Genomic DNA, 21,113 nt, shown 5'->3' on the forward strand with positions numbered 1-21,113 from the left:
CAATGAGATGCCCTCACCTTGAGGCTTGAACAAAACAGAAATGGACTGCGTTCGTACAAGCACTCAAGAATCCCACCCGTCAAACCGAAAGGTTCGGGCTTGCGGCTTTAGCCGTGGGAGTCTCAAAGTGTCTAATTCATCGACCTGTCTGCTTATTTTATCAGATTCAGCCATTATTACTAATTCGTACTAAATCTGGAACGTTATTTATTATAATTCACGAACCATGATATAGGAAGAATTTGAACTCGCTTTGTCTTTTTTCTTCAGAAAGAAAATAATAATCCCTTAAACCAGTGCATTTTTCTAAAAAGTAAGTATAATAAAACCTAATGACTAATTGAGAATATAGAGCACAAAAGAAACGAGGCAAATATTTAATGATTACAGTAACAGATGTAAGCTTGCGTTTTTCAGATAGAAAACTGTTTGAAGACGTCAATTTAAAATTCACAAACGACAATTGCTATGGTGTGATCGGTGCGAACGGTGCCGGTAAGTCGACATTCCTTAAAATCTTATCCGGAGAAGTGTCTCCATCGACTGGTGACGTTTCTATGCCAAGTGACCAGCGTATGGCTGTTCTGAAGCAGAATCACTTTGATTACGAAGACTATACGGTCATCGACACCGTCATCATGGGACACGAACGTCTCTATGCTATTATTCAGGAAAAGAACGACATCTACATGAAGCCGGACTTCTCTGACGAAGACGGCATTAAAGTGGCTGAACTTGAAGGCGAATTTGCTGAACTGAACGGGTGGGAAGCTGAACCTGAAGCCACTACTCTGCTGCAGGGGCTGGGTATTCCTGAAAATCTGCATAGCCAGAAAATGAGCGAACTGACAGCTGGACAGAAAGTGAAAGTCCTCCTGGCTCAAGCTCTGTTCGGTCAGCCCGATGTCCTGCTTTTAGATGAGCCGACAAACGGACTCGATACACAGTCCATTATCTGGCTGGAAGAATTCCTGATCAATTTTGAAAATACTGTTATCGTCGTTTCCCACGACCGTCACTTCCTGAACAAGGTCTGTACGCATATGGTCGATGTCGACTTCGGTAAAATCAAGCTCTTCGTCGGAAACTACGATTTCTGGCTTGAATCAAGCCAGCTGGCTGCCAAGCTGCAGGCTGATCAGAACAGCAAAAAAGAAGAGAAAATTAAAGAACTTGAAGCCTTTATTGCACGATTCAGTGCCAATGCATCGAAATCCAAGCAGGCAACCTCTCGTAAAAAAATGCTGGATAAAATTACGCTGGATGACATTCAGCCGTCTTCACGCCGCTATCCGTTTGTCGGATTCAAGCCTGAGCGTGAAATCGGAAACGACTTGCTTCGTGTAGAAAATCTGTCTAAAACAATTGACGGAAAACAAGTCTTAAGTAACATCTCCTTCAATCTGGGCCGTGACGACAAAGTGGCATTTGTCAGCCGTAACGATGTCGCCATTACAACTTTATTCAAAATCATTATGGGTGAAATGGAGCCTGATACTGGATCATTCCAGTGGGGGATCACGACTTCACAGGCCTACCTGCCAAAAGATTCGTCAAGTGAGTTCAACAACAGCTCAATGACTATTCTTGACTGGCTACGTCAGTATGCTTCCAAAGAGGAAAACGACAACACATTCCTGCGCAGCTTCCTGGGACGCATGCTCTTCTCCGGTGAAGAAGTGCTTAAAAAAGTCAACGTGCTGTCCGGTGGAGAAAAAGTTCGCTGCATGCTGTCCAAGCTTATGCTGAGCAAAGCGAACGTTCTGGTACTTGATGACCCGACAAACCACCTTGATCTGGAATCCATCACGTCGCTGAACAACGGACTGATCGATTTCAAAGGGTCTGTCTTGTTCGGTTCACATGACCACCAGTTCATTCAGACAATAGCCAACCGCATCATCGAACTGACACCAAATGGCGTCGTCGACCGTGCGGAAACCACTTATGATGAATTCCTTGAAAATAAAGACGCTCAGAAACAAGTCGCTGCTTTATACGAAGCCTAAGACAGACCTGACTGACGTTTAAAAAATTTTATTCAGCCGACTTAAGAGACTTGATTCTCTTGGGTCGGCTTTTTTTATCCGCCTTTAAAGGAAGTTGACTAAATGGTGCTTTTAATTATAGCTTGAGTAAATTCTGATCCGTTTTTTCAACTTAAACGAATATGTCATGCTCCATTAATAAGTGCTTCAACATATGTAGTTTCTACCTTCAGAAGGCACTTCGTATCAATGGTAAAAATTGACAACGGTTTCCGGTTGTGCTAGATTTTGGATAGCATAATGCACGAAGAAGGGAAGGATACATATGGGAAGAGGAGGCGGCCGTGGTGGCGGCGGAGGCTTCAGTGGCGGTGGACGTGGCGGTGGTTTCGGCGGTGGTCGAGGCGGTGGCGGACGCAGCAGTGGAGCCGGTAGAGGCGGCGGAAGCTTCGGTGGCAGTGGTCGAGGCGGTGGAGGCTTCGGTGGCGGTTTCGGGGGCGGCTACAATAGGCGACCCAGACATTACGGGCCTCGCATGGGACCGATCTGGATGTTTGGCGGTTTAGGCAGGCGAAGGAGATACCCTCGAGGTGGCGGTGGCTGTGGATTTATGGGCTGCGGCAGTATTTTCACCGTCATGATATTCCTGTTCATCATGTTCAGCCTGCTGTCTACAGTAGGGAACTTTGGAACTGGCGGAAACGGTGGATCAGGTAGTATCACTACGTCCACTGTTGAGCGAGAGCCTTTGCCCTCAGGTTCCGTAAATGAAACGGATTACTATACAGATAACTTGGACTGGATCGGGAATCACACCCGTATGGTCGACGGACTTCGCCATTTCTACAATGAAACGGGTGTCCAGCCTCATGTCTACATCACTGGAGATATTGACGGCAATACATCACCTTCAATGGATGAAGTGGAAGCATACGCAAATAACTTATATGATGAATTATTTACAGATGAAGCCCACCTTCTGCTGGTTTTCCTTGAACCTCGGCCTAATGACTACACGACTTATTATGTCGTTGGTTCTCAGGCTAGGAGTGTGATCGATAGAGAAGCTGGAGACATCCTGCTCGACTATCTGGACAGATACTACGCTGATGGCAACCTGACTGATGAAGAATATTTCAGCAACTCCTTCAGAGATGCAGCTGATCGGATCATGGAAGTCACGACATCTCCATGGATCCCAGTACTGAGTATTTTCGGGCTCGTTGTTTTGATTTACGTGTTATATAAATGGTGGAAGTCACGTCAGGATGCCAAAGAAAAAGAAGCTAAACGGACAGACGATATGCTGAACAAACCGATCGATACATTCGGGCGTTCAGAAGCTGAAGATCTATCTAAAAAGTACGAGGATGATAATTGGGATAACTATTAACATGCACCATCACTATAGGAGGATGAAAACATGGCAATTTTAGACCGCTTTTCAGATGTTATCAGTGCAAACGTCAATGCTCTGATGGACCGTATGGAAGATCCGGAAAAAATGATCGACCAGTACTTGCGTAAGATGATGGACGATCTGGCAGAAGTGAAGCAGAATACAGCCAGTGTTATGGCAGAGGAAACACGAGCCAAACGTCTGGTGGATGATAATGAAGCTGAAGTAGCCAAGTATGGTAACTTTGCTAGAAAAGCCTTGGAAGCAGGCAACGACGGTGATGCACGAGTTTTTCTTACCAAGAAGCAGGAACTCGAAGATATTGGTACAGGACTCACTAATGCCTATGCAAAAGCACATGAGAATGCAACCAAGATGCGGCAGATGCATGACAAACTGGCCACTGATATAGAAAAAATGCGTCAGCGTCGGGCTATGATAAAAGCTCAGCTGTCCGTTGCAGATACTCAGGACAAGCTGAACAAAGCGTCAGAATCTGCTGGAAAATCTAAAGGTGCTATGAGCTCCTTTGAACGGATGGAAGAAAAAGCCAGCCGCCGTCTGGACGAGTCCAACGCTATGGCTGACTTGAATAAGGAACATAAAGACGAAGCAGCGATCCTTGAGGAAAAATATGCATCAGAATCAGGGTCGGCAGCTGTTGAAGATGAACTTGCCCGCATGAAGAAAGAGATGGGTCTGTCTTCTTCAGATGAAGACTAATTTTATACTAAATTAAAAAAAGCTCGGGCAAAGCCCGAGCCCTTTTAGTTCCCGCTTAGCTTTTTCTTTTGAGGTGCCTATTGTCATAAGTGATTCCTTGTAACCCTTCATAATACAAAGGGACCATTGAACCATCACATTGTTCGCAACTGAATCGTGGGGGATCCATCGGATCTCCACTATCCATAAAATCTAATTGTTTGACGACATCTTTTGGTATTTTTTCTGTTACTTTACACTTCTGGCAGATAAATGCTATGTTGTTTTCTTTCGATTGCTTTTGCGAGTGCGTCCCAACTGAACCCATATTCCTTAATAGCTTCTCTCGTTGCTTCTTTTTTCTTAACTTTATACGCCTTTGATTCAATTTTATCAATCTCCCGTCGTATGTATTGGTGTGCTTCTTTATCGTTCGCATATGCCACTTCTAAACTTCCGTTTTTGCGCACAGCTATCCCTCTGAACTCTAAGTAGTTCCCGCATTCCGAACATTCCAATGGATCCCTATCAAAGGTTTCTTTTATTTGCTCTCGCCACTTTTTTCCTTTTATTATCTTTTGCGCATTTATCAATAATCGTTTTATCTCTTTTTGGAAATGTTCAACAACTTTTTTCATGACCTTCTTTGTTCGACGAGAATAGATGCCATAGTGACGAATCATTTTAAATTGGTCATCGGGAATATGACGAATCAATCGTCCAATAAAATCCTCTACAGAAAGTTCTTCTATCTTCCACTCGCCATCACGCTTATCTTGATAAGCAAAGGCCACAAGCTCTCCATCATACATTTTTATGCGATGTAAGGCGATTGGTCCTCGCTTCATATACCGACCAATGTAGCTTAGAGTAGCTTTTACATCTGTTCGACTTTGATTTGGCGCATGGATGTAGAATCCGTCCGGATTATTTTTGAAGGCAGCTTGAAGCAAGGGTTGCACTTTCGCTTTCGCTCGTTGCGACAATGTGCGTCGAATCAATTTTAAAACCACTGTCTGCCAAACCTTGCGTAATTTTACAAAGGGTAAAAAATTATACTCTTCCCATTTCCCATCTTTTGTAATGCCACCCATCGTTACTAAAAGATGGACATGCGGATTGAATTCTAACTTTGATCCGAAGGTATGCAAAGCGACGATAGCTCCAGCTTCTTGTTTACGAAAACAGTTTGTGACAACCTTAGCGGCTTCATCCATCAATCCCTTTAACAAAGTTTCTCGATACTGATGATGCGCGAAAATCGGACGCAACCCTTCATCTATTGTTAGGATGACATGTCTATGCATGGTGTGATACATATCGTTTGCTTGAACCTCTGCCCACTTTTGTGCTTCACCAACCGCACAGGTTGGACAAAACTTTCCCTTGCATCGAATAGGGAATCTCTGCACGTTAGGACAAGCTTCGCACTTAAACACGCGAAAACCATTCAATAAATCGCCACAGTGCAAAAACTTTTCTACCTCTCTAATAACGATTGGCCGAATCTTTTTCTTATGTTTCTTTTTGAATCTTTCCCAATTGTGATTATCAAGGAAGATTGCTTTTAGTTGATCCATATGAATACGAAGTTTATCTTTCATATAATCAAACCTTTACCGTTTAATATAGTTTCACTGTACCCAAACTATCCTTGTCACGTCAACTCTTATCCACATTAAAATCTTATACTTTCCTATACGAGGACAAAAAAACAGCCGTTTACCGATTTGGACGTACAGTCCTTCCGGTACACGGCTGTTTACTTATTTGAGTCAGCTGCATTGACTGTTTTGACCTACTCGCCCTCTTCTTCAATCGAGAATACTGGAGTAGAAAGATAACGTTCACCGGTATCCGGGGCGACAGTCACGACCGTTTTCCCTTTGCCCAGCTGTTTTGCCACTCGAATAGCTGCCGCAATGTTGGCTCCTGACGAAATACCAACCAGTAGCCCTTCTTTCCGGGCCACTTCACGCGTCATGTCGATAGCTTCTTCACTTGTAACGGTCACGATTTCATCAATCAGATCCCGTTCAAGGATGTCCGGAATGAAACCTGCCCCTATCCCTTGGATTTTGTGCTTCCCTTTTTCTCTTCCACTTAATACCGCTGATTCATGCGGTTCGACCGCAATGATTTGAGCAGCAGGATTATGCAGTTTCATCACTTTTCCTGCTCCAGTCAGTGTTCCACCAGTTCCGACCCCTACTACAAAAGCATCCGGAGTCTTTCCTTCAAGTGCTTCGATGATTTCAGGACCCGTTGTCTGAATATGAACAGCAGGATTTGCCGGATTCTTAAACTGAGACGGCATGAAGTAATTATCCTGTTCGGCCAGCGTCTGCGCCCTGTCCATGGCTCCCGGCATGCCATCATCTCCAGGCGTCAGTTCAAGTTCCGCACCGTAAGCTTTCATCAGGGAACGTCTTTCCACGCTTAACGTATCCGGCATGACAAACACTGCCTTGTACCCTTTAGCCGCAGCGATCATCGCCAGACCGACACCTGTATTTCCACTGGTCGCTTCAACAATCGTATCGCCTTCTTTCAGAAGACCCTCTTTCTCTGCCTCTTCAATCATGTTCAAGGCAATGCGGTCTTTCACACTTCCTCCTGCATTACGCATCTCGATTTTTACATAAACATCTGCATAATCATCCGGTACCAGACGGTTCAGTTTCAATAATGGTGTCTGACCGATCAATTCTGTAATGGATTGGGCTATTTTCACGTTTACACTTCCTCAATTGTTAGTTTATTTACAGTTTAGTATGTATCAGCTATTTATACAAGAAAATGGTATCAGACAGAAGACAAAGAAATCTCCGACCGCCTGTAATGAGTTCAGCGGTCGGAAGATGTAATAAGTCTATTCGATTTCAATACGTTTAGATCTGGACTGTGTCGGATTTTGCTTAGGCAAAGTGATCGTTAATAGCCCCTTCTCAAACTGTGCACTGATGTTGTCTTCATCGATATCCTGAATGATAAATTGACGACTGAATGAACGACTGGAACGCTCTCTTCTAATATACTGACGTTCATCATCGCGTTCATCTGATTCAGTTTCTTTTTTAGCAGTGATCGACAGAACGTTGTCTTTATAATCCAGTTCAATGTTTTCTTTTGACATGCCCGGTAATTCTGCTTCTACAACGTATGCCTCATCTTTTTCAATGATATCCGTCTTGAACTGACCGAAGTCTCCGAAGTTCTGCCCTAACGCATCATCGAAAAACCGTCTGCCGAAATCCATGAAGTCCCTTCTGGTTGGGAATAAGTCACTCATCCCTGACCCTCCTTTCTCTCGTTACTAATGCTTTCCCTTATCCTCACCTATAGTGTACTCTTTTCTTTTGAAAATGCAAACGAAATAAACTGGATTCCATATGGGGTTTCAACAGATTTCGGTTAATCTATTACTGTCAAATGACGTTTGCACCTGCTTCATTGAGATACTGGCTTCATATTCGGCCTCTACCAAAAAATCCACTTCCAGACCTGATTAATGGGACTGGAAGTGGATGCTTGTCTCTATTCAGTTATTAAGACGCTTTTCAAGTTTGTCTACATAATGCTTGTCGAAAAGTGGCTTGATCGACTGGTGTCTCTGGATCCGTCTGATCGCGTCCCCTAAAATCGGAGCGATGCTGATGACTTCTATCAGTTCGCAGCTGCTTTTTTCTCTGATATCGATCGTATTCGTCACGATCGCTTTTTTGATTCCCGATTGGTCGATCCGATCGATGGCGTTATCAGATAATACAGGATGTGTCACGCAGACATACACGTCTTTTGCACCGGCTTCCTTGAGTAACTCGCAGGCTTTTGTGACAGTTTTTGCCGTGTCCATGATATCATCGAATAAGATACAGGTGCACCCTGACACGTCACCCACTACATGCATTTCTTCATCAATATCTTCATCTGCCAGTCGTTTGTCGATAATCGCCAACCGGGAGTCAAGCAGCTCAGCCATTTCTCTGGCTCGAGAGACTCCGGCATGATCTGGTGAAACAACAACGGTCTCTTCTCCCCCGAAGTCTCTGTCAAGGAAATAGTTCGCCAGCGTTGCAATGGCGGACAGATGATCCATTGGAATATCGAAAAAGCCCTGAATCTGAGGTGCATGCAGGTCCATGGTAATCATCCGTGTGGCTCCGGCAATCGTCAGCATATTCGCCACTACCTTAGCTGTGATTGCTTCACGTAGCCCCGGCTTTCTGTCCTGCCGGGCATACCCGTAATAAGGCATAATTACATTGATCGTTCTGGCGCTGGCCCGTCTCAATGCGTCGATCATGATCAGGACTTCCATAATATAGTCGTTGCTCGGATCATTTGTGGACTGCAGGATATACACATCAGCTCCACGCACACTTTCTTCTATGTTGATCCGTATTTCTCCATCTTCGAACCGGGTAATATCCGCTTTGCCCAGCTCCATTCCAATTTCCTCAGCAATTTCTTCAGCCAAGGGACGATTGGAATTCATTGAAAACAGCTTCAAATTAGATTGTCTGATTTCTCTATCCATGACAGCCTCCACTCATTCGATGATCCCGTCTTTACCTTAATTTAAGCATACTTATGTAAAAATGCAAGCGTTAGCGAAAGGAAATTATACCATCGTTTTTCGCTGGGTCACTTCCTTAGAATTGATCAGGACCCATTCAGGACAGGAGATTTAAGAGCCCATAATGGGTATGCACCCTCTACTCTATAGGCTGACGATAAATGTGCTACACTAGGACCAAACACGTTGATTTTTAAATCAAAGTCATGAATTAATCACTTAAATCTATCCAAAGGCTCCCATTTCCATTCGGTCACTTCAGGCATATCATCGCCGTGTTCCCGAATGTAATGATGGTGCTTGTCCAGCAGCCGGTCCATCTCGTTTTCAAATTCTGCAGCCTGTTCACCGTATACTGCGTGGGCAGCGTCTTTAGCCAGATGGAAACGGTCGAGTTCATTGACTACTCGCATATCGAATGGCGTCGTCACGTCCCCATTTTCCCGGTAGCCATGAGTGATCAGCTGTCTGTTTTCTCTATCGAAAAACAAGCCTCTTATTAACCCTTCATACCCATGGAAAGCGAAGAGAACAGGTTTATCCTTAGTAAACAACTTATTAAAGGCTTCATCACTCAAGCCACGTGAATCCTTTTTCTGGCTGGCCAGTTTTAACAGGTCCACCACGTTGATGAATCTAACACTCAAATCAGGATAGGCTTTGTGAAGGATCGATATCGCGGCCAGAGCTTCCAAATTCGGTTCTGTTCCGGCAGCGGCGATGACGATATCCGGGTCGTCTGAGTCATTAACACTTGCCCAGTCGATCACTTTAAGTCCTTTGTCGATCAGCTCTTCTGCTTCTTCCGCTGAATAGAACTGCGGACGCGGATGCTTGCTTGACACAATGAGGTTCACTTTCTGTGTCGAGGTCAAGACTCTATTCATGACAGCCATCAGTGAATTGGCGTCAGCCGGGAAGTACGCTCTGATGTACTCGCGCTTCTTGTCGGCCAGATGCGTGCTGATGCCAGGATCCTGGTGCGTATAGCCATTATGATCCTGCTGGAAAACTGATGATGACGCAATGATGTTCAGTGACGGATACTTGCGGCGCCACTTCTGTTCGTCAGCTTTTCGTATCCATTTAAAATGCTGCGTCAGCATCGAATCGACAATGCGCAGAAAGCCTTCATAACTGACAAAGAACCCATGGCGGCCTGTCAGGACATAACCTTCCATCCAGCCTTCAGCCTGGTGTTCGGACAACTGTGAATCGATCACACGCCCAGTACTTGACTGCGCTTCGTCTTCCGGTTCATCGATATCTTCCATCCACTGGCGATCTGTCGTCTCCAGGACTTCATTCAGCCGATTGGACTTCAGTTCATCGGTACTGATTATCCGGAAATTATCTGGATTTAAATCAATAATGTCACGGGCAAATCGACCGAACACCATCATATCCTTTTCCTTTTCAGCTCCAGGAGTAGAAATTTCAAGTGCATGTCTGTGCCAGTCAGGGAGCTTCAGTGGTTTGGGATCGATGCCTCCATTGGTTACAGGATTGGCTCCCATCCGTTTGTTTCCTTTTGGTGCGATAGCTTTCAACTCTTCGATCAATTTGCCCTCTTCGTCAAAGAGCTCTTCTGGTCGGTAAGCGGTCATCCAGTCAGTTAACGCTTCGCTGTATTCCATGCTGCCTTGCTCTGCAGGGATCGGCACCTGATGCGATCGGAATGTCCCTTCAACCGGCTCCCCGTCCCATTCTTCAGGTCCCGTCCATCCTTTTGGACTGCGGAGAATAACTACCGGCCAGTGCGGCATCTCAGTATCTTCTGCCGACTTTTGACGCGCGTTTTTTTGAATAGACTGGATCTGTTCGATCGCCTGATCCAATGTGTCAGCCATTTTCGGATGCATGTTGTCGGGATCGTCTCCTTCGACAAATAAAGGAGTCCAGCCGAGTCCTTCAAAGTACTTTGTCAGTTCTTCATCTGACTTGCGTGAAAGAATCGTCGGATTTGCAATTTTGTAGTCATTCAAATGCAGGACGGGCAGGACTGCACCGTCAGTTACGGGATTGATGAACACATTTGAAAACCAGGAGGTAGCCAATGCACCAGTTTCAGCTTCACCGTCACCAATAGTGACTGCTGCAATCAGATCGGGATGATCCAGTACAGCACCTGTCGCGTGAGACAGGGCGTAACCGAGCTCTCCACCTTCGTGAATGGATCCCGGTGTTTCTGGAGCCGCATGAGAGCCGATTCCTCCCGGGAAAGAGAACTGCTGAAAGAGTTTTGCCATACCCTCTTCATCTGTCGTTATATCTGGATAGACTTCCGAGTAACTCCCATCTAAATAGGCATTTGACACCATGACTTGACCGCCGTGACCTGGTCCTTCAATGAAGAACATGTTCAGATCGTACTTATTGATGACTCTGTTCAAGTGGGCATAAACAAAGTTCTGTCCTGGAACAGTCCCCCAATGCCCGATTGGATTGATTTTGATGTCCTCTTTTTTTAAGGGACGCTTGAGCAGAGGATTGTCTTTCAGATAAATCTGTCCGATCGATAGATAATTCGCCGCCCGCCACCAGGCATCCACTTTATTCAGATAATCTTCAGAAGAGTAATTGACTTCACTCATTAAAAAGGCTCCTTTCCTGATTCTATAGACTAAGGTAATTATTTGTTTCGTCTTACTTAACTTTAGCATACCCTACTCCGAAGCCTCTACGAATAGCCCTTTGAATACTAATCCAGTTAACTAACCGGTAAACAATGAAGCTGGACTAGAACTAAAATGCATCATTTTCTATAAATAAAAACATGCCCTTAATTAGTCTTCTGACTAAAAAGAGCATGTTCATGTTTTTATGATTATTCTTATCTACTGCATAACCCAGTGATTTGCTTTCACTTCTTGTAATGTCTGGCCTTCTAGAGATATTTCTACCGAATCATCATGTGCAAACGATGCATCCGTGGCCGTATAGTGCGGATCAGGCACCGGTATAGCAGACAGCAACTTTCTTGTGTAATTGTGCATCGGATTTGTAAACAGTTCTTCTGAATCAGTCAGCTCGACAATTTGACCTTTATACATCACAGCTACCCGGTCAGACAACTTTTTAACAGTCGCCAGATCGTGAGCAATAAATAGATAAGTCAGATTCAGTTTGCGCTGCAGCTCTTCCAGAAGATCCACTATTGTCAATTGGACGGATGCATCCAAAGCAGATAACGGTTCATCCAGCACAATAAATTCTGGTTCGACAGCAAGTGCTCTTGCGATTCCGATACGTTGACGCTGCCCCCCTGAGAATTCATGAGGGAAACGCTTTGCAAAGGATGTGTCCAGACCGACTAAAGTCAGCAACTCTTCAACACGTTCTCTACGCAGTTTCTTATTCGCTGCCAGTTTATGAATATCCAACGCTTCTCCAATAATATCCTCTACTGTTTTACGTGGATTGAGTGAAGAGTATGGGTCTTGGAAAACAAACTGGACTTTCTTTCTCATTTCTTTCATCTGTTTTTTCTTAAAGGTATTTAAATCACTGCCTTCAAAAATTGTTTCACCACTTGTTGCTTCATGAAGACGAAGGAGTGTGCGACCGGTCGTCGATTTCCCTGATCCGGATTCACCTACCAGACCAAGAGTTTCACCTTTATAGATATCAAACGAAATGCTATCAACAGCTTTTAAAGTATTCTTTCTCCCTATAGGAAAATGCTTAGCCAGTTTATTGACTTCCAACAATTTTTCACGCGTGCCGGAGTATATTTGAACCAGCTTCTCTTTTGATTCAGGTGATTTTTCCTCATGCAGGTTAGGAATAGCAGCCAGAAGTTTCTTTGTATACTCTTCTTTAGGAGACGTAAATATTTCACTAGTCGTTCCACTTTCAACTACTTTTCCTTTATTCATAACTACGATTTTTTCACACATATTGGCTACTACACCAAAATCGTGTGTGATTAGCAGTATGGATGTCCCGGTTTTTTCTTGAATATCTTTAAGCAGGTCCAGAATCTGAGCCTGAATCGTTACATCCAAAGCCGTCGTTGGTTCATCCGCAATCAGCAGTTTCGGGCTACATGCCAATGCAATGGCAATGATGATCCGCTGTCTCATTCCCCCTGAAAATTCAAAGGGATACTGATCAAATCGTTCGTCAACATTCGGGATCCCTACTAGACGCATAATTTCCTTCGCTCTAGCAGCTGCCTCTTTTTTCGATGCATTTTCATGAATACGAATCGTTTCGGAAATCTGCTTTCCTACTTTCATTGTAGGGTTCAGTGAAGTCATCGGGTCCTGGAAAATCATGCCGATGTCATTTCCACGTATTTTTCTCATTTCTTTTTCTGATTTACTTAATATATCTTCTCCATTAAAGGTAATGATACTTTCTGATCCGACCACTGCATTATTTCCTAGAAGCTGCATAATAGCTCGAGCAGAAACACTTTTCCCACTCCCGGATTCGCCAACGATCCCAATTGTCTGACCGTGGTCGATGTCAAAGGATACATCGGATACCACTTCCAGAAGGGTGTCCCCTGTAGAAAACGATATGTTCAAATTTTCTACGTGAAGTAATTTATCTTGCACTTTCATTCATCCTCTCGAATACACAATCTATACTCATGAAGACAAGCTCTAAGCCTGCCTATTATTACTCTCTCGTTTACTCTTAGTTCAGGTCAATTCGTTTATTGAGCAATCGATAGATGACATCGACCATAATATTGACAAAAACAAACAGGAAGGCAAAGACCAATACTCCTCCTTGAACAACCGGAAAATCTCTAGCTCGAATCGAGTTAATGATCAGTCGTCCCAACCCATTGATTGCAAATACTGTTTCTGTAATAACCGCCCCTCCAAGAAGAGATCCAAATTGCAGGCCGACGACAGTTACTACGGGTACCATTGCGTTACGCAAGGCATGCTTGTAAATAACTTTTTTCTCACTGACTCCTTTTGCGCGTGCCGTTTGAATGTAATCCTGCTCAATAACCTCAAGCATACTTGAACGCGTCATTCTTGCAATAATAGCTGAGCCGGCCGTCCCTAAAGTTATGACAGGTAGAATCATCTGCTGAGGGGTACCCCAACCTGAAGCTTGGAACCAGCCTGTCCCAATGACCAGCCATTGTATGAGCATGAGTCCTAACCAGAAATTAGGCATGGATAAACCAAAAAGTGCCCCGAACATGAGTGTGGAGTCGATAAATGTATACCGCCGGACAGCTGACACGACCCCTGCAGTCAGCCCGATAAATACCGATAATAATGTACTATAAAATGCCAGCTCTACCGTTGGAGCCATTCTTCCGAAGACTTCAGTAGATACAGCTCGTCCACTACGAATCGAGTTGCCTAAATCCCCTCTAACTACGCCACTTACATAATTATAGTACTGGACTGGAATGGGATCATTTAAACCCAGTCGTTCTCTCGCTGCTTCAAGCTGTGCAGGAGATGCACTCTCCCCCGCCATAATCTGAGCCGGGTCACCGGGTATCAGAAGCATCATACTGAACGTCAACACAGTCACACCAATCAATACGGGGATAGTCTGTATCAGTCGTCTACCTAAAAATTTCAACACAATAATTCCCTCTTTTCTAGTTTTTCGATTTCGGATCCAGCGCGTCTCTAAGTCCATCGCCAAAAATGTTGAAAGCCAAGACAACAACTACGATAGCCAGCCCTGGAATTGTAGATACATGTGGCGCATCCCACATGTGATTACGTCCATCACTTAGCATTGCACCCCATTCAGGTGTTGGTGGCTGTGCACCCATTCCTAAGAAGGATAGGCCACTAGCAGTCAAGACAGATGTTGCGATATTTAAAGTTGCCTGAACAATAATTGGTGAAAGTATATTAGGAAGGACATGTAAAACGATAATTCTAAAATCACTTGCACCTAAAGCTTTTACAGCCTCGATATATTCCAGCTCTCGAACTTCCAATGTAGACCCTCTCGAAATACGGGCAAACACGGGAATTGAGAAAATCGCTACAGATATAATAACGTTATTCATTCCGCCACCTAAGACACTGACAATAGCAAGCGCCAGAAGGATTCCCGGAAAGGCTAATAGAATATCCATAAATCGCATGATTATAGTATCGACCCAGCCTCCAAAGTAACCGGAGACAACTCCAAACGCTACTCCAATAGTCATCCCAATCAGAACAGATGAAAATCCTACTCGCAATGTGATACTCATACCGTGTATAATTCGGCTGAAGATATCTCTCCCGTGATGGTCTGTTCCGAACCAGTGCTCCAAGGAAGGACCAACAAGTCGGGCGTCATAGTTTTGAGCGTTAGGGCCGTATGGTGTTAAATACGGACCTATTAAAGCAGTTAAAATAAGCAATATGATCAGCGTTCCTCCAATAAGTGCTGATTTGTTACGGTAAAACTTCTTCCAGAAATCCTGAAACCTTACAATATTGTGATTAACGGGCTCCTGTCCACTTGGACTTCCGGTGTTTAAATTTACTTCTTCCTGCATAATACCTGTTCCTTTCTATTCTACGTATAAAAGACGCGATTCTTTATTCATTAACAGCATGAAAAGTGAATAAAGAATGACGACTTTCGAAATTATAACATAATCATTTTTATCTATTTTTACATATCACTCCCTTTTTTGCAACTTAATTTGAATCAATAGATTAGTAAATGCCCATCAAAGTATTAGTGTAATTATATTTTATGTAATCTTAACTTAATTCTTTTTCTTATTCTCTAATGGAAGATAGGGTGGATCTGCCCTTTAAATTAAAATAAGGTTAAAAAGACATTCTAAAATATTAATAAATAACTTGACCTTTAAACAGTTCTTCGATATAGTATAACTTATATTTCACTTTACAAATGTTACACGATAAAAGGAGAGTGCATTAATAATGAGAAAAATGAATAAACGATCGTTATTTTTCACATCATTAACTGCTGCAGCGCTTTTACTTGCTGCTTGTGGTACAGATGATAGTGATCCGGTCGACGGTGGAACTGATCCCGGAGAAGAAACTGGGACTGATACTGAAGGTGCTCAGGGTGGAGATTTAGTTATTGGTCAACTATCTGATGCTGTTTCTCTTGACCCACATGGTTCAAATGATACTCCTTCAAGTAACGTTGCTTACAATATTTACGAAGCTTTACTGATTCAAGATGAGAATATGGAGCTTCAACCTGGATTAGCAACAGAATGGGAAATGGTCGATGACTTAACATGGCAGTTCACACTACGTGAAGATGTTACCTTCCATGATGGTTCTGAATTCAACGCTGATGTTGTTCAAGCCAACTTCGAACGTATTCTTGATGAGGATATTGCTTCTCCTCGTGCGTTCTTGTACGAAATGGTAGAGGAAATTAATGTTGTCGATGATTATACTGTCGAGTTTGTGACCGAGTATCCATTCTCCCCACTTCCAGCACATATTGCTCACAATGGTGGAGGAATGATGTCAGCAGAAGTCATCGCAGCAGACTACGAAGCAATTGAGAACGGCTCTGAACCAGGAAGTGTCATCAATGAAAACCCTGTCGGTACCGGACCATTTGTATTCGAAAGCTGGACTCCAGGTGACGAAATCGTTCTTAACAGAAACGACGATTACTGGGGTGGTGCACCAGCACTGGATTCCATCACTTTCCGAGTCGTTCCTGAGGGATCCACTCGTCTAGCTGACCTTGAAACAGGTGCGATCCACATCTCAGACCCACTCAGCCCGTCTGATGTTAGTCGTGTAGAAGGTACTGACGGCATGTCTGTCAACAGTCAACCATCTGTTGGTCTATCATACATCGGATTCAATACTCAAAAAGAGCCATTCGATGATCCATTGGTACGTCAGGCTATTTCTAAAGCCATTGATAAAGATACGATCATTAACGGAATCTACGATGGTGTAGGAATTCCTGCAGAGAGCCCGTTAGCTCCAGATGTCTTTGGGCATGACGAAAATATATCTGGTCTTGAGTACAATGTCGAAGAAGCACGTGAACTACTTGCTGAAGCAGGTTACGAAGATGGCTTCTCCACAACACTTTGGACAAATGATAACCAGGATCGTATTGATACGGCTACAGCAGTACAAGCACAACTTGAAGAAATCGGCATCGACGTTGAAATCGAGATTGTTGAATGGGGTGCGTATCTTGAAGATACAGCTGCCGGCGAACACGACATGTTCATCCTAGGATGGTCAACAGTAACTGGTGATGCAGACTACGGTCTGTATCCACTGTTCCACTCTGACAACTTCGGTGAAGCGGGTAACCGTACATTCTTCGCTACTGATGAACTGGATTCAGTACTTGAAGAAGCACGCCAAAGCTCTGACGAAGACGAACGTCTTGACCTTTACAGCAGAGCTCAAGAAATTCTTGTAGATGAAGCGCCTATGATTTACATCCACCACCAGGAATTCCTTCTGGCTGTAAGTGATGATGTAGAGGGACTATGGCAGCATCCAACAGGTATCTTGATGCTGAGAGATGTGTCATTGAACCAGTAACATTACCATTCTCTTCTATAATGAATAGCAAGAAGCGCCACAGATGTCCTGCTCAGACATCTGTGGCGCTTTTTTCTCATCGACTGAATGAATTACTTCCGACATGGATCAGCATCCAATCAGTAAAAGAATCAGTAAAAGTCATTAATCCACTGAGGTTAGCCTTTAATATTATTGTGTTAATATGTTATAATGACTTAACATTATGTAAACGCTTTATATTTTGTTGCTTTCATTTTTTAGCCAGTTAGCCATCCACCTTTTTTTCTTCTATTTCAAACCGACTTTACCGGAAACTTCTTATTCGAACACACCCTATCCCCCACTCAGACGTGAACCATCATGACAGCCTCTCATCGCTATCACTTTAGAACCAAAGGAGGAAAATATGAGAAAAATACTTACCCTATTGAGTTTCAGCGCACTGTTTCTCGCAAGCTGCGGCGAAGAAGTAGAATCATCAGAGGACAACACACATGAAGAGATTATTTCAGAGCTGGAGTCCGACCTGGAAGCAGCGAATCACCAGATCGAGTCTCTGGAATCCGACCTGCTTGATGCGCAAGAAGATATAGAAGATCTGGAAACAGCTCTGGCTGAAGCTCAGGAGGAAAACGAAGAAGTATCAGATCAGGACAGCGAAGAAATCGTAGAAGACACCGTTGAGGAGCCTGAAGAAGAAGAGACTATCATCACAGAAACACAGGAAGAAACGGAAGAAGAACCTGAAGAACTTGCCAGTGATGAACCGGCTGAAGAAGATGTCAGCGAACCAGCTGAACCTGAAGGAGAAGTATCCAGAGAATTCAGAAATGCTTTGGGGTCGGCTAACAGCTATCTGGACTTTACCAGCTTTTCAAAAACAGGCCTTTACGATCAGCTGATATTCGAAGGCTACCCTGAAGATGCTGCTCAATATGCAGTAGATACTGTAGAAACCAACTGGAGTGAAAATGCGCTCCAAAGTGCTATAAATTACCTGGACTTCATGTCTTTTTCAAACCAGGGGTTATATGACCAGCTGATTTATGAAGGCTATACTGCAGATCAGGCACAGTACGCGATAGATAATCTGCCTTAATCCGTTTAGTGATGTGAGGCAAAACGATATGAGATAACAGCACTAAAACTCCCTGAGCAGGTAGGCAACTGGTCAGGGAGTTTTTATGGATCTAGGATTCTGCATATGAACTCTTTAATTCAATTAATCTAAACCGCCATCTTCTTCCTGCTCTTTACGCAGATGGTAGATATAGTACGATGGGATCAAGCCACATGTAAATACTATCAGTCCGAGCACAAGACCCATCCCAGCTGTCCCACCTTCAGACAAAGCGTTAGCCAGACCTAAAACGATTGATATCAAAGTAGTGATGCTTATAGATATAAGCAAACTTTTTCTGGAATTGATGCGTTTCGTTTCCTGGTCCACACTGATGCCGGTTTGAAGATACGCATAAACCGTTCCGGTGATGATCATCAGCAGCCACAAAGGATTCTGTCTCGCTTCACTGTATCCTACTGCAGCTATTTCATAACCTAATATGCCTATAATACCTAGAGTCTGTATGATGCAAACTATTCGAATAATTTTTAAATACTGTAACTTTAAGCGCTCGTCTTTTATTTTCTTCATTTACTGACTCTCCTTCTCTCTCCAGAATACCTCATCTAACGTTTTATCTAACGCATAGCAGATATCCAGACACAGCCTCAAGGTTGGATTGTACTTCCCTTTCTCAATCAAGCTGATTGTTTGTCTAGTCACGCCAGTCTTCTCTGCCAGCTCCAACTGTGTGAGTCTTTTTTCTATACGCACTGTCCTGACTTTATTGTTCAACCTCTTGATCCTCTCCTGCATCAAAATGGAATATATACATTACATTTTTAGTGTAACATATATTCCATTCTTAAAAGATTTTATTGCTATTATTTAAAAAACAGCTATAAAGCTTAACCTAACGTATAAAAAAACAGACATCTTCCTTTTATTACTAAAGAATGGATGTCTGTTATACCTTTTATTATTAGTTTTTTACCATGCGTAGGCTTCAGGTGCTCTGCCTCCGGGACCTGGGAAGATTCTGTCCAGTTCGTCCATCACATCTTCTGACAGATTGATTTCGACTGCTTTGAGTGCTTGTTCCAACTGATCCATTGTTCTAGGACCTATAATTGGGGCTGTGACAGCCGGATTAGCTAACAGCCATGCCAATGCGACATTTGGTTCAGATTCGCCCAGTTCCGCACATAACTTAGAGTATGCTTCTAGTTGATTTCGTTCATGCTCAGTAAGGTTAGCTGCACGCTGCTCACTTCTTGAACCAGGTTCCGGATCAAGAATCTTGCCGCTAAGTAATCCACCGCCAAGCGGACTCCATGGGATAACTCCAATGCCCAGATCTTCTGCAGCAGGAAGAACTTCAAGTTCAGGCAGCCTGCACAGGAGGTTATATTTATGCTGCTCGGATACGAGACCAAGAAAATGACGCTTCTCAGCTTCCGCTTGAGCGAGTGCTAGATGATATCCTGCAAAATTACTTGCCCCAATATAATACGTTTTTCCCTGATTGACTAACGACTCGAACACGCCCCATATTTCTTCCCAAGGCGCATGCCGTTCAATATGGTGCATCTGATAAAGCTCCACATGATCCGTCTGTAGTCTTTTGAGTGAGTGATCCAAGTGACGTCGTATTTTATAGGCTGAAAGTCCGCCTTTCTGATTGGGGCCATCTGTTTCATCTTCCATATCGCCATATACTTTAGTTGCCAGAACGACTTTTTCCCGTCTTCCACCACCCTGTGCAAACCAGCGGCCGATAATCTCTTCAGTCTGCCCTCGATTCCCACTACCACCGTAAATATTAGCCGTATCAAAGAAGTTGATTCCAGCATCAAGTGCTCTGTTCATTATGTCGTAGGCATCCTGCTCACTTGTATACGGCCCGAAATTCATTGTACCCAGACAAAGCCTGCTGACTTTCAGTCCTGTTCGTCCTAAATAGGTGTATTCCATCATGCTTTTCCTCCCTGACTTGTTATAATAGCATCTTTCCATCAAACTTTATCACTATTTGTGTAATAGCTCAATTATATTGAATCCGTTATCATTTTATTCAAGAGTAACTTACACAAATCGATTTAGTCATTTTGATATAGTTGTTTTTTATTATTTCCCAAGTCCATCAATGGAAAAATCGGACCTAGAAAGGAATATGGATTTTAGAGGTAATGTGCACAGTTTGTATTAAATCATATAAATTGTTTAAAGACTCAGGAGTTGTTAAATTGTTTCTTATTGAAAAGAATGAAATTTCTCTTTTAAGACGGATACATATAGGAGGATAGTCATTACCAGACGTTAATTGTTTCGCAGAATGAAACAACACTTCATGCATATGACTATCTTTTTTTACTTCTGGATCAGAATAAGCGACACTCATTGCATCAATGATTTTTTCTACATTATCTTTTTTAGCCATTCTGTCTAATACCCCTTTTTTATTTTAAAACTTTGATAGTCCGAGCTAATTGCCGCTTATCGGAGCGAATTTGTCATAAGATGGTTCTTGGAACCCACTCACCGGCTCTGTTCATCTCGAGTTGGTCGTAAGATTCTTCTTAGAACCCACTCACCGGCTCTGTTCATCTCGAGTTGGTCGTAAGACGCTTCTTAGAACCTACTCACTGGCTCTTTTCATCTCGAGTTGGTCGCAAGACGCTTCTTAGAACCCACTCACTTGTAGAAAAGCAAAATAATCCAGCCAGTAAATGTCACTTTATTCCGGCAGTTTTTTTTAAGAAAATGGGTCAATTAAGCGACAGAATCTGTTTATTCCAGCACGTTTGTCAGTTTAGACCAGCGGATTGTCTTCTACAATAGTTACTAAAAAAAGTCCGAAGAGCATTGGGAGCGTATGCTCCTTTCTCTTCGGACT

17 protein-coding genes are annotated in these 21,113 nt (G+C 43.3%); 5 read left to right on the forward strand and 12 right to left on the reverse strand.

Annotated elements, in window-relative coordinates; all coding sequences use genetic code 11:
• The first annotated feature begins 380 nt into the window (after nt 1-380).
• The 3 genes from ACYQ2O_RS05175 (at nt 381) to ACYQ2O_RS05185 (ending at nt 4,110) form a co-directional block, all read left to right on the forward strand.
• Nucleotides 381-2,009, forward strand: coding sequence for an ABC-F family ATP-binding cassette domain-containing protein (locus ACYQ2O_RS05175; protein ID WP_459796139.1), 1,629 nt, complete (start codon nt 381-383; stop codon nt 2,007-2,009).
• A gap of 304 nt (nt 2,010-2,313) precedes the next feature.
• Complete coding sequence (locus ACYQ2O_RS05180) at nt 2,314-3,381, forward strand: hypothetical protein (RefSeq protein WP_346025538.1); 1,068 nt, start codon at nt 2,314-2,316, stop codon at nt 3,379-3,381.
• A gap of 30 nt (nt 3,382-3,411) precedes the next feature.
• Complete coding sequence (locus tag ACYQ2O_RS05185) at nt 3,412-4,110, forward strand: PspA/IM30 family protein (RefSeq protein WP_459771306.1); 699 nt, start codon at nt 3,412-3,414, stop codon at nt 4,108-4,110.
• Nucleotides 4,111-4,343: 233 nt separating this feature from the next.
• On the opposite strand, the gene ACYQ2O_RS05190 is transcribed toward ACYQ2O_RS05185, so the two are convergent.
• The 8 genes from ACYQ2O_RS05190 to ACYQ2O_RS05225 all read right to left on the reverse strand — a co-directional run bounded on the left by ACYQ2O_RS05190 (nt 4,344) and on the right by ACYQ2O_RS05225 (nt 15,155).
• Nucleotides 4,344-5,675: an IS91 family transposase gene (locus ACYQ2O_RS05190; protein WP_425549070.1), complete on the reverse strand. Its 1,332-nt coding sequence runs from the start codon at nt 5,673-5,675 to the stop codon at nt 4,344-4,346.
• A gap of 212 nt (nt 5,676-5,887) precedes the next feature.
• Complete coding sequence (cysK, locus tag ACYQ2O_RS05195) at nt 5,888-6,823, reverse strand: cysteine synthase A (RefSeq protein WP_346025536.1); 936 nt, start codon at nt 6,821-6,823, stop codon at nt 5,888-5,890.
• Between the two features lie 138 nt (nt 6,824-6,961).
• Complete coding sequence (locus ACYQ2O_RS05200; RefSeq protein ID WP_346025535.1) at nt 6,962-7,381, reverse strand: Hsp20/alpha crystallin family protein; 420 nt, start codon at nt 7,379-7,381, stop codon at nt 6,962-6,964.
• 249 nt (nt 7,382-7,630) lie between these two features.
• Nucleotides 7,631-8,629 carry a ribose-phosphate diphosphokinase gene (locus ACYQ2O_RS05205; RefSeq protein ID WP_346025534.1) on the reverse strand — a complete coding sequence of 333 codons (999 nt, stop codon included), beginning with the start codon at nt 8,627-8,629 and terminating at the stop codon, nt 7,631-7,633.
• A gap of 254 nt (nt 8,630-8,883) precedes the next feature.
• On the reverse strand, nt 8,884-11,262 hold the full coding sequence (locus tag ACYQ2O_RS05210) for a phosphoketolase family protein (protein WP_346025533.1): 2,379 nt from the start codon (nt 11,260-11,262) through the stop codon (nt 8,884-8,886).
• Nucleotides 11,263-11,505: 243 nt separating this feature from the next.
• Entirely contained in the window at nt 11,506-13,233 is a 1,728-nt protein-coding gene (locus tag ACYQ2O_RS05215; protein ID WP_346025532.1) for an ABC transporter ATP-binding protein, read from the reverse strand.
• An 82-nt stretch (nt 13,234-13,315) separates the two neighbouring features.
• Complete coding sequence (locus ACYQ2O_RS05220; RefSeq protein WP_459796140.1) at nt 13,316-14,236, reverse strand: ABC transporter permease; 921 nt, start codon at nt 14,234-14,236, stop codon at nt 13,316-13,318.
• Nucleotides 14,237-14,252: 16 nt separating this feature from the next.
• Nucleotides 14,253-15,155: an ABC transporter permease gene (locus ACYQ2O_RS05225; RefSeq protein ID WP_346025530.1), complete on the reverse strand. Its 903-nt coding sequence runs from the start codon at nt 15,153-15,155 to the stop codon at nt 14,253-14,255.
• Between the two features lie 397 nt (nt 15,156-15,552).
• Between ACYQ2O_RS05225 and ACYQ2O_RS05230 the strand changes: the two genes are divergently transcribed.
• Nucleotides 15,553-17,172: a glutathione ABC transporter substrate-binding protein gene (locus ACYQ2O_RS05230; RefSeq protein ID WP_459796141.1), complete on the forward strand. Its 1,620-nt coding sequence runs from the start codon at nt 15,553-15,555 to the stop codon at nt 17,170-17,172.
• Nucleotides 17,173-17,560: 388 nt separating this feature from the next.
• A complete protein-coding gene (locus ACYQ2O_RS05235; protein ID WP_459796142.1) occupies nt 17,561-18,253 on the forward strand; it encodes an Ltp family lipoprotein in 693 nt (230 codons plus the stop codon).
• Between the two features lie 123 nt (nt 18,254-18,376).
• Here ACYQ2O_RS05235 and ACYQ2O_RS05240 read toward each other — a convergent pair whose 3' ends face one another.
• The 4 genes from ACYQ2O_RS05240 to ACYQ2O_RS05255 all read right to left on the reverse strand — a co-directional run bounded on the left by ACYQ2O_RS05240 (nt 18,377) and on the right by ACYQ2O_RS05255 (nt 20,657).
• Nucleotides 18,377-18,808, reverse strand: a complete 432-nt coding sequence (locus ACYQ2O_RS05240; RefSeq protein WP_459770070.1) for a hypothetical protein — start codon at nt 18,806-18,808, stop codon at nt 18,377-18,379.
• Complete coding sequence (locus ACYQ2O_RS05245; RefSeq protein WP_459770072.1) at nt 18,809-19,012, reverse strand: helix-turn-helix transcriptional regulator; 204 nt, start codon at nt 19,010-19,012, stop codon at nt 18,809-18,811.
• 195 nt (nt 19,013-19,207) lie between these two features.
• Nucleotides 19,208-20,194 (reverse strand): aldo/keto reductase, encoded by a 987-nt coding sequence (locus tag ACYQ2O_RS05250; RefSeq protein ID WP_459770074.1) that lies wholly within the window; start codon nt 20,192-20,194, stop codon nt 19,208-19,210.
• A gap of 184 nt (nt 20,195-20,378) precedes the next feature.
• Nucleotides 20,379-20,657 carry a bacteriocin immunity protein gene (locus ACYQ2O_RS05255; protein WP_459796143.1) on the reverse strand — a complete coding sequence of 93 codons (279 nt, stop codon included), beginning with the start codon at nt 20,655-20,657 and terminating at the stop codon, nt 20,379-20,381.
• Between the last annotated feature and the right edge of the window lie 456 nt (nt 20,658-21,113).

It is taken from the genome of Alkalibacterium sp. m-11, from assembly GCF_054658155.1.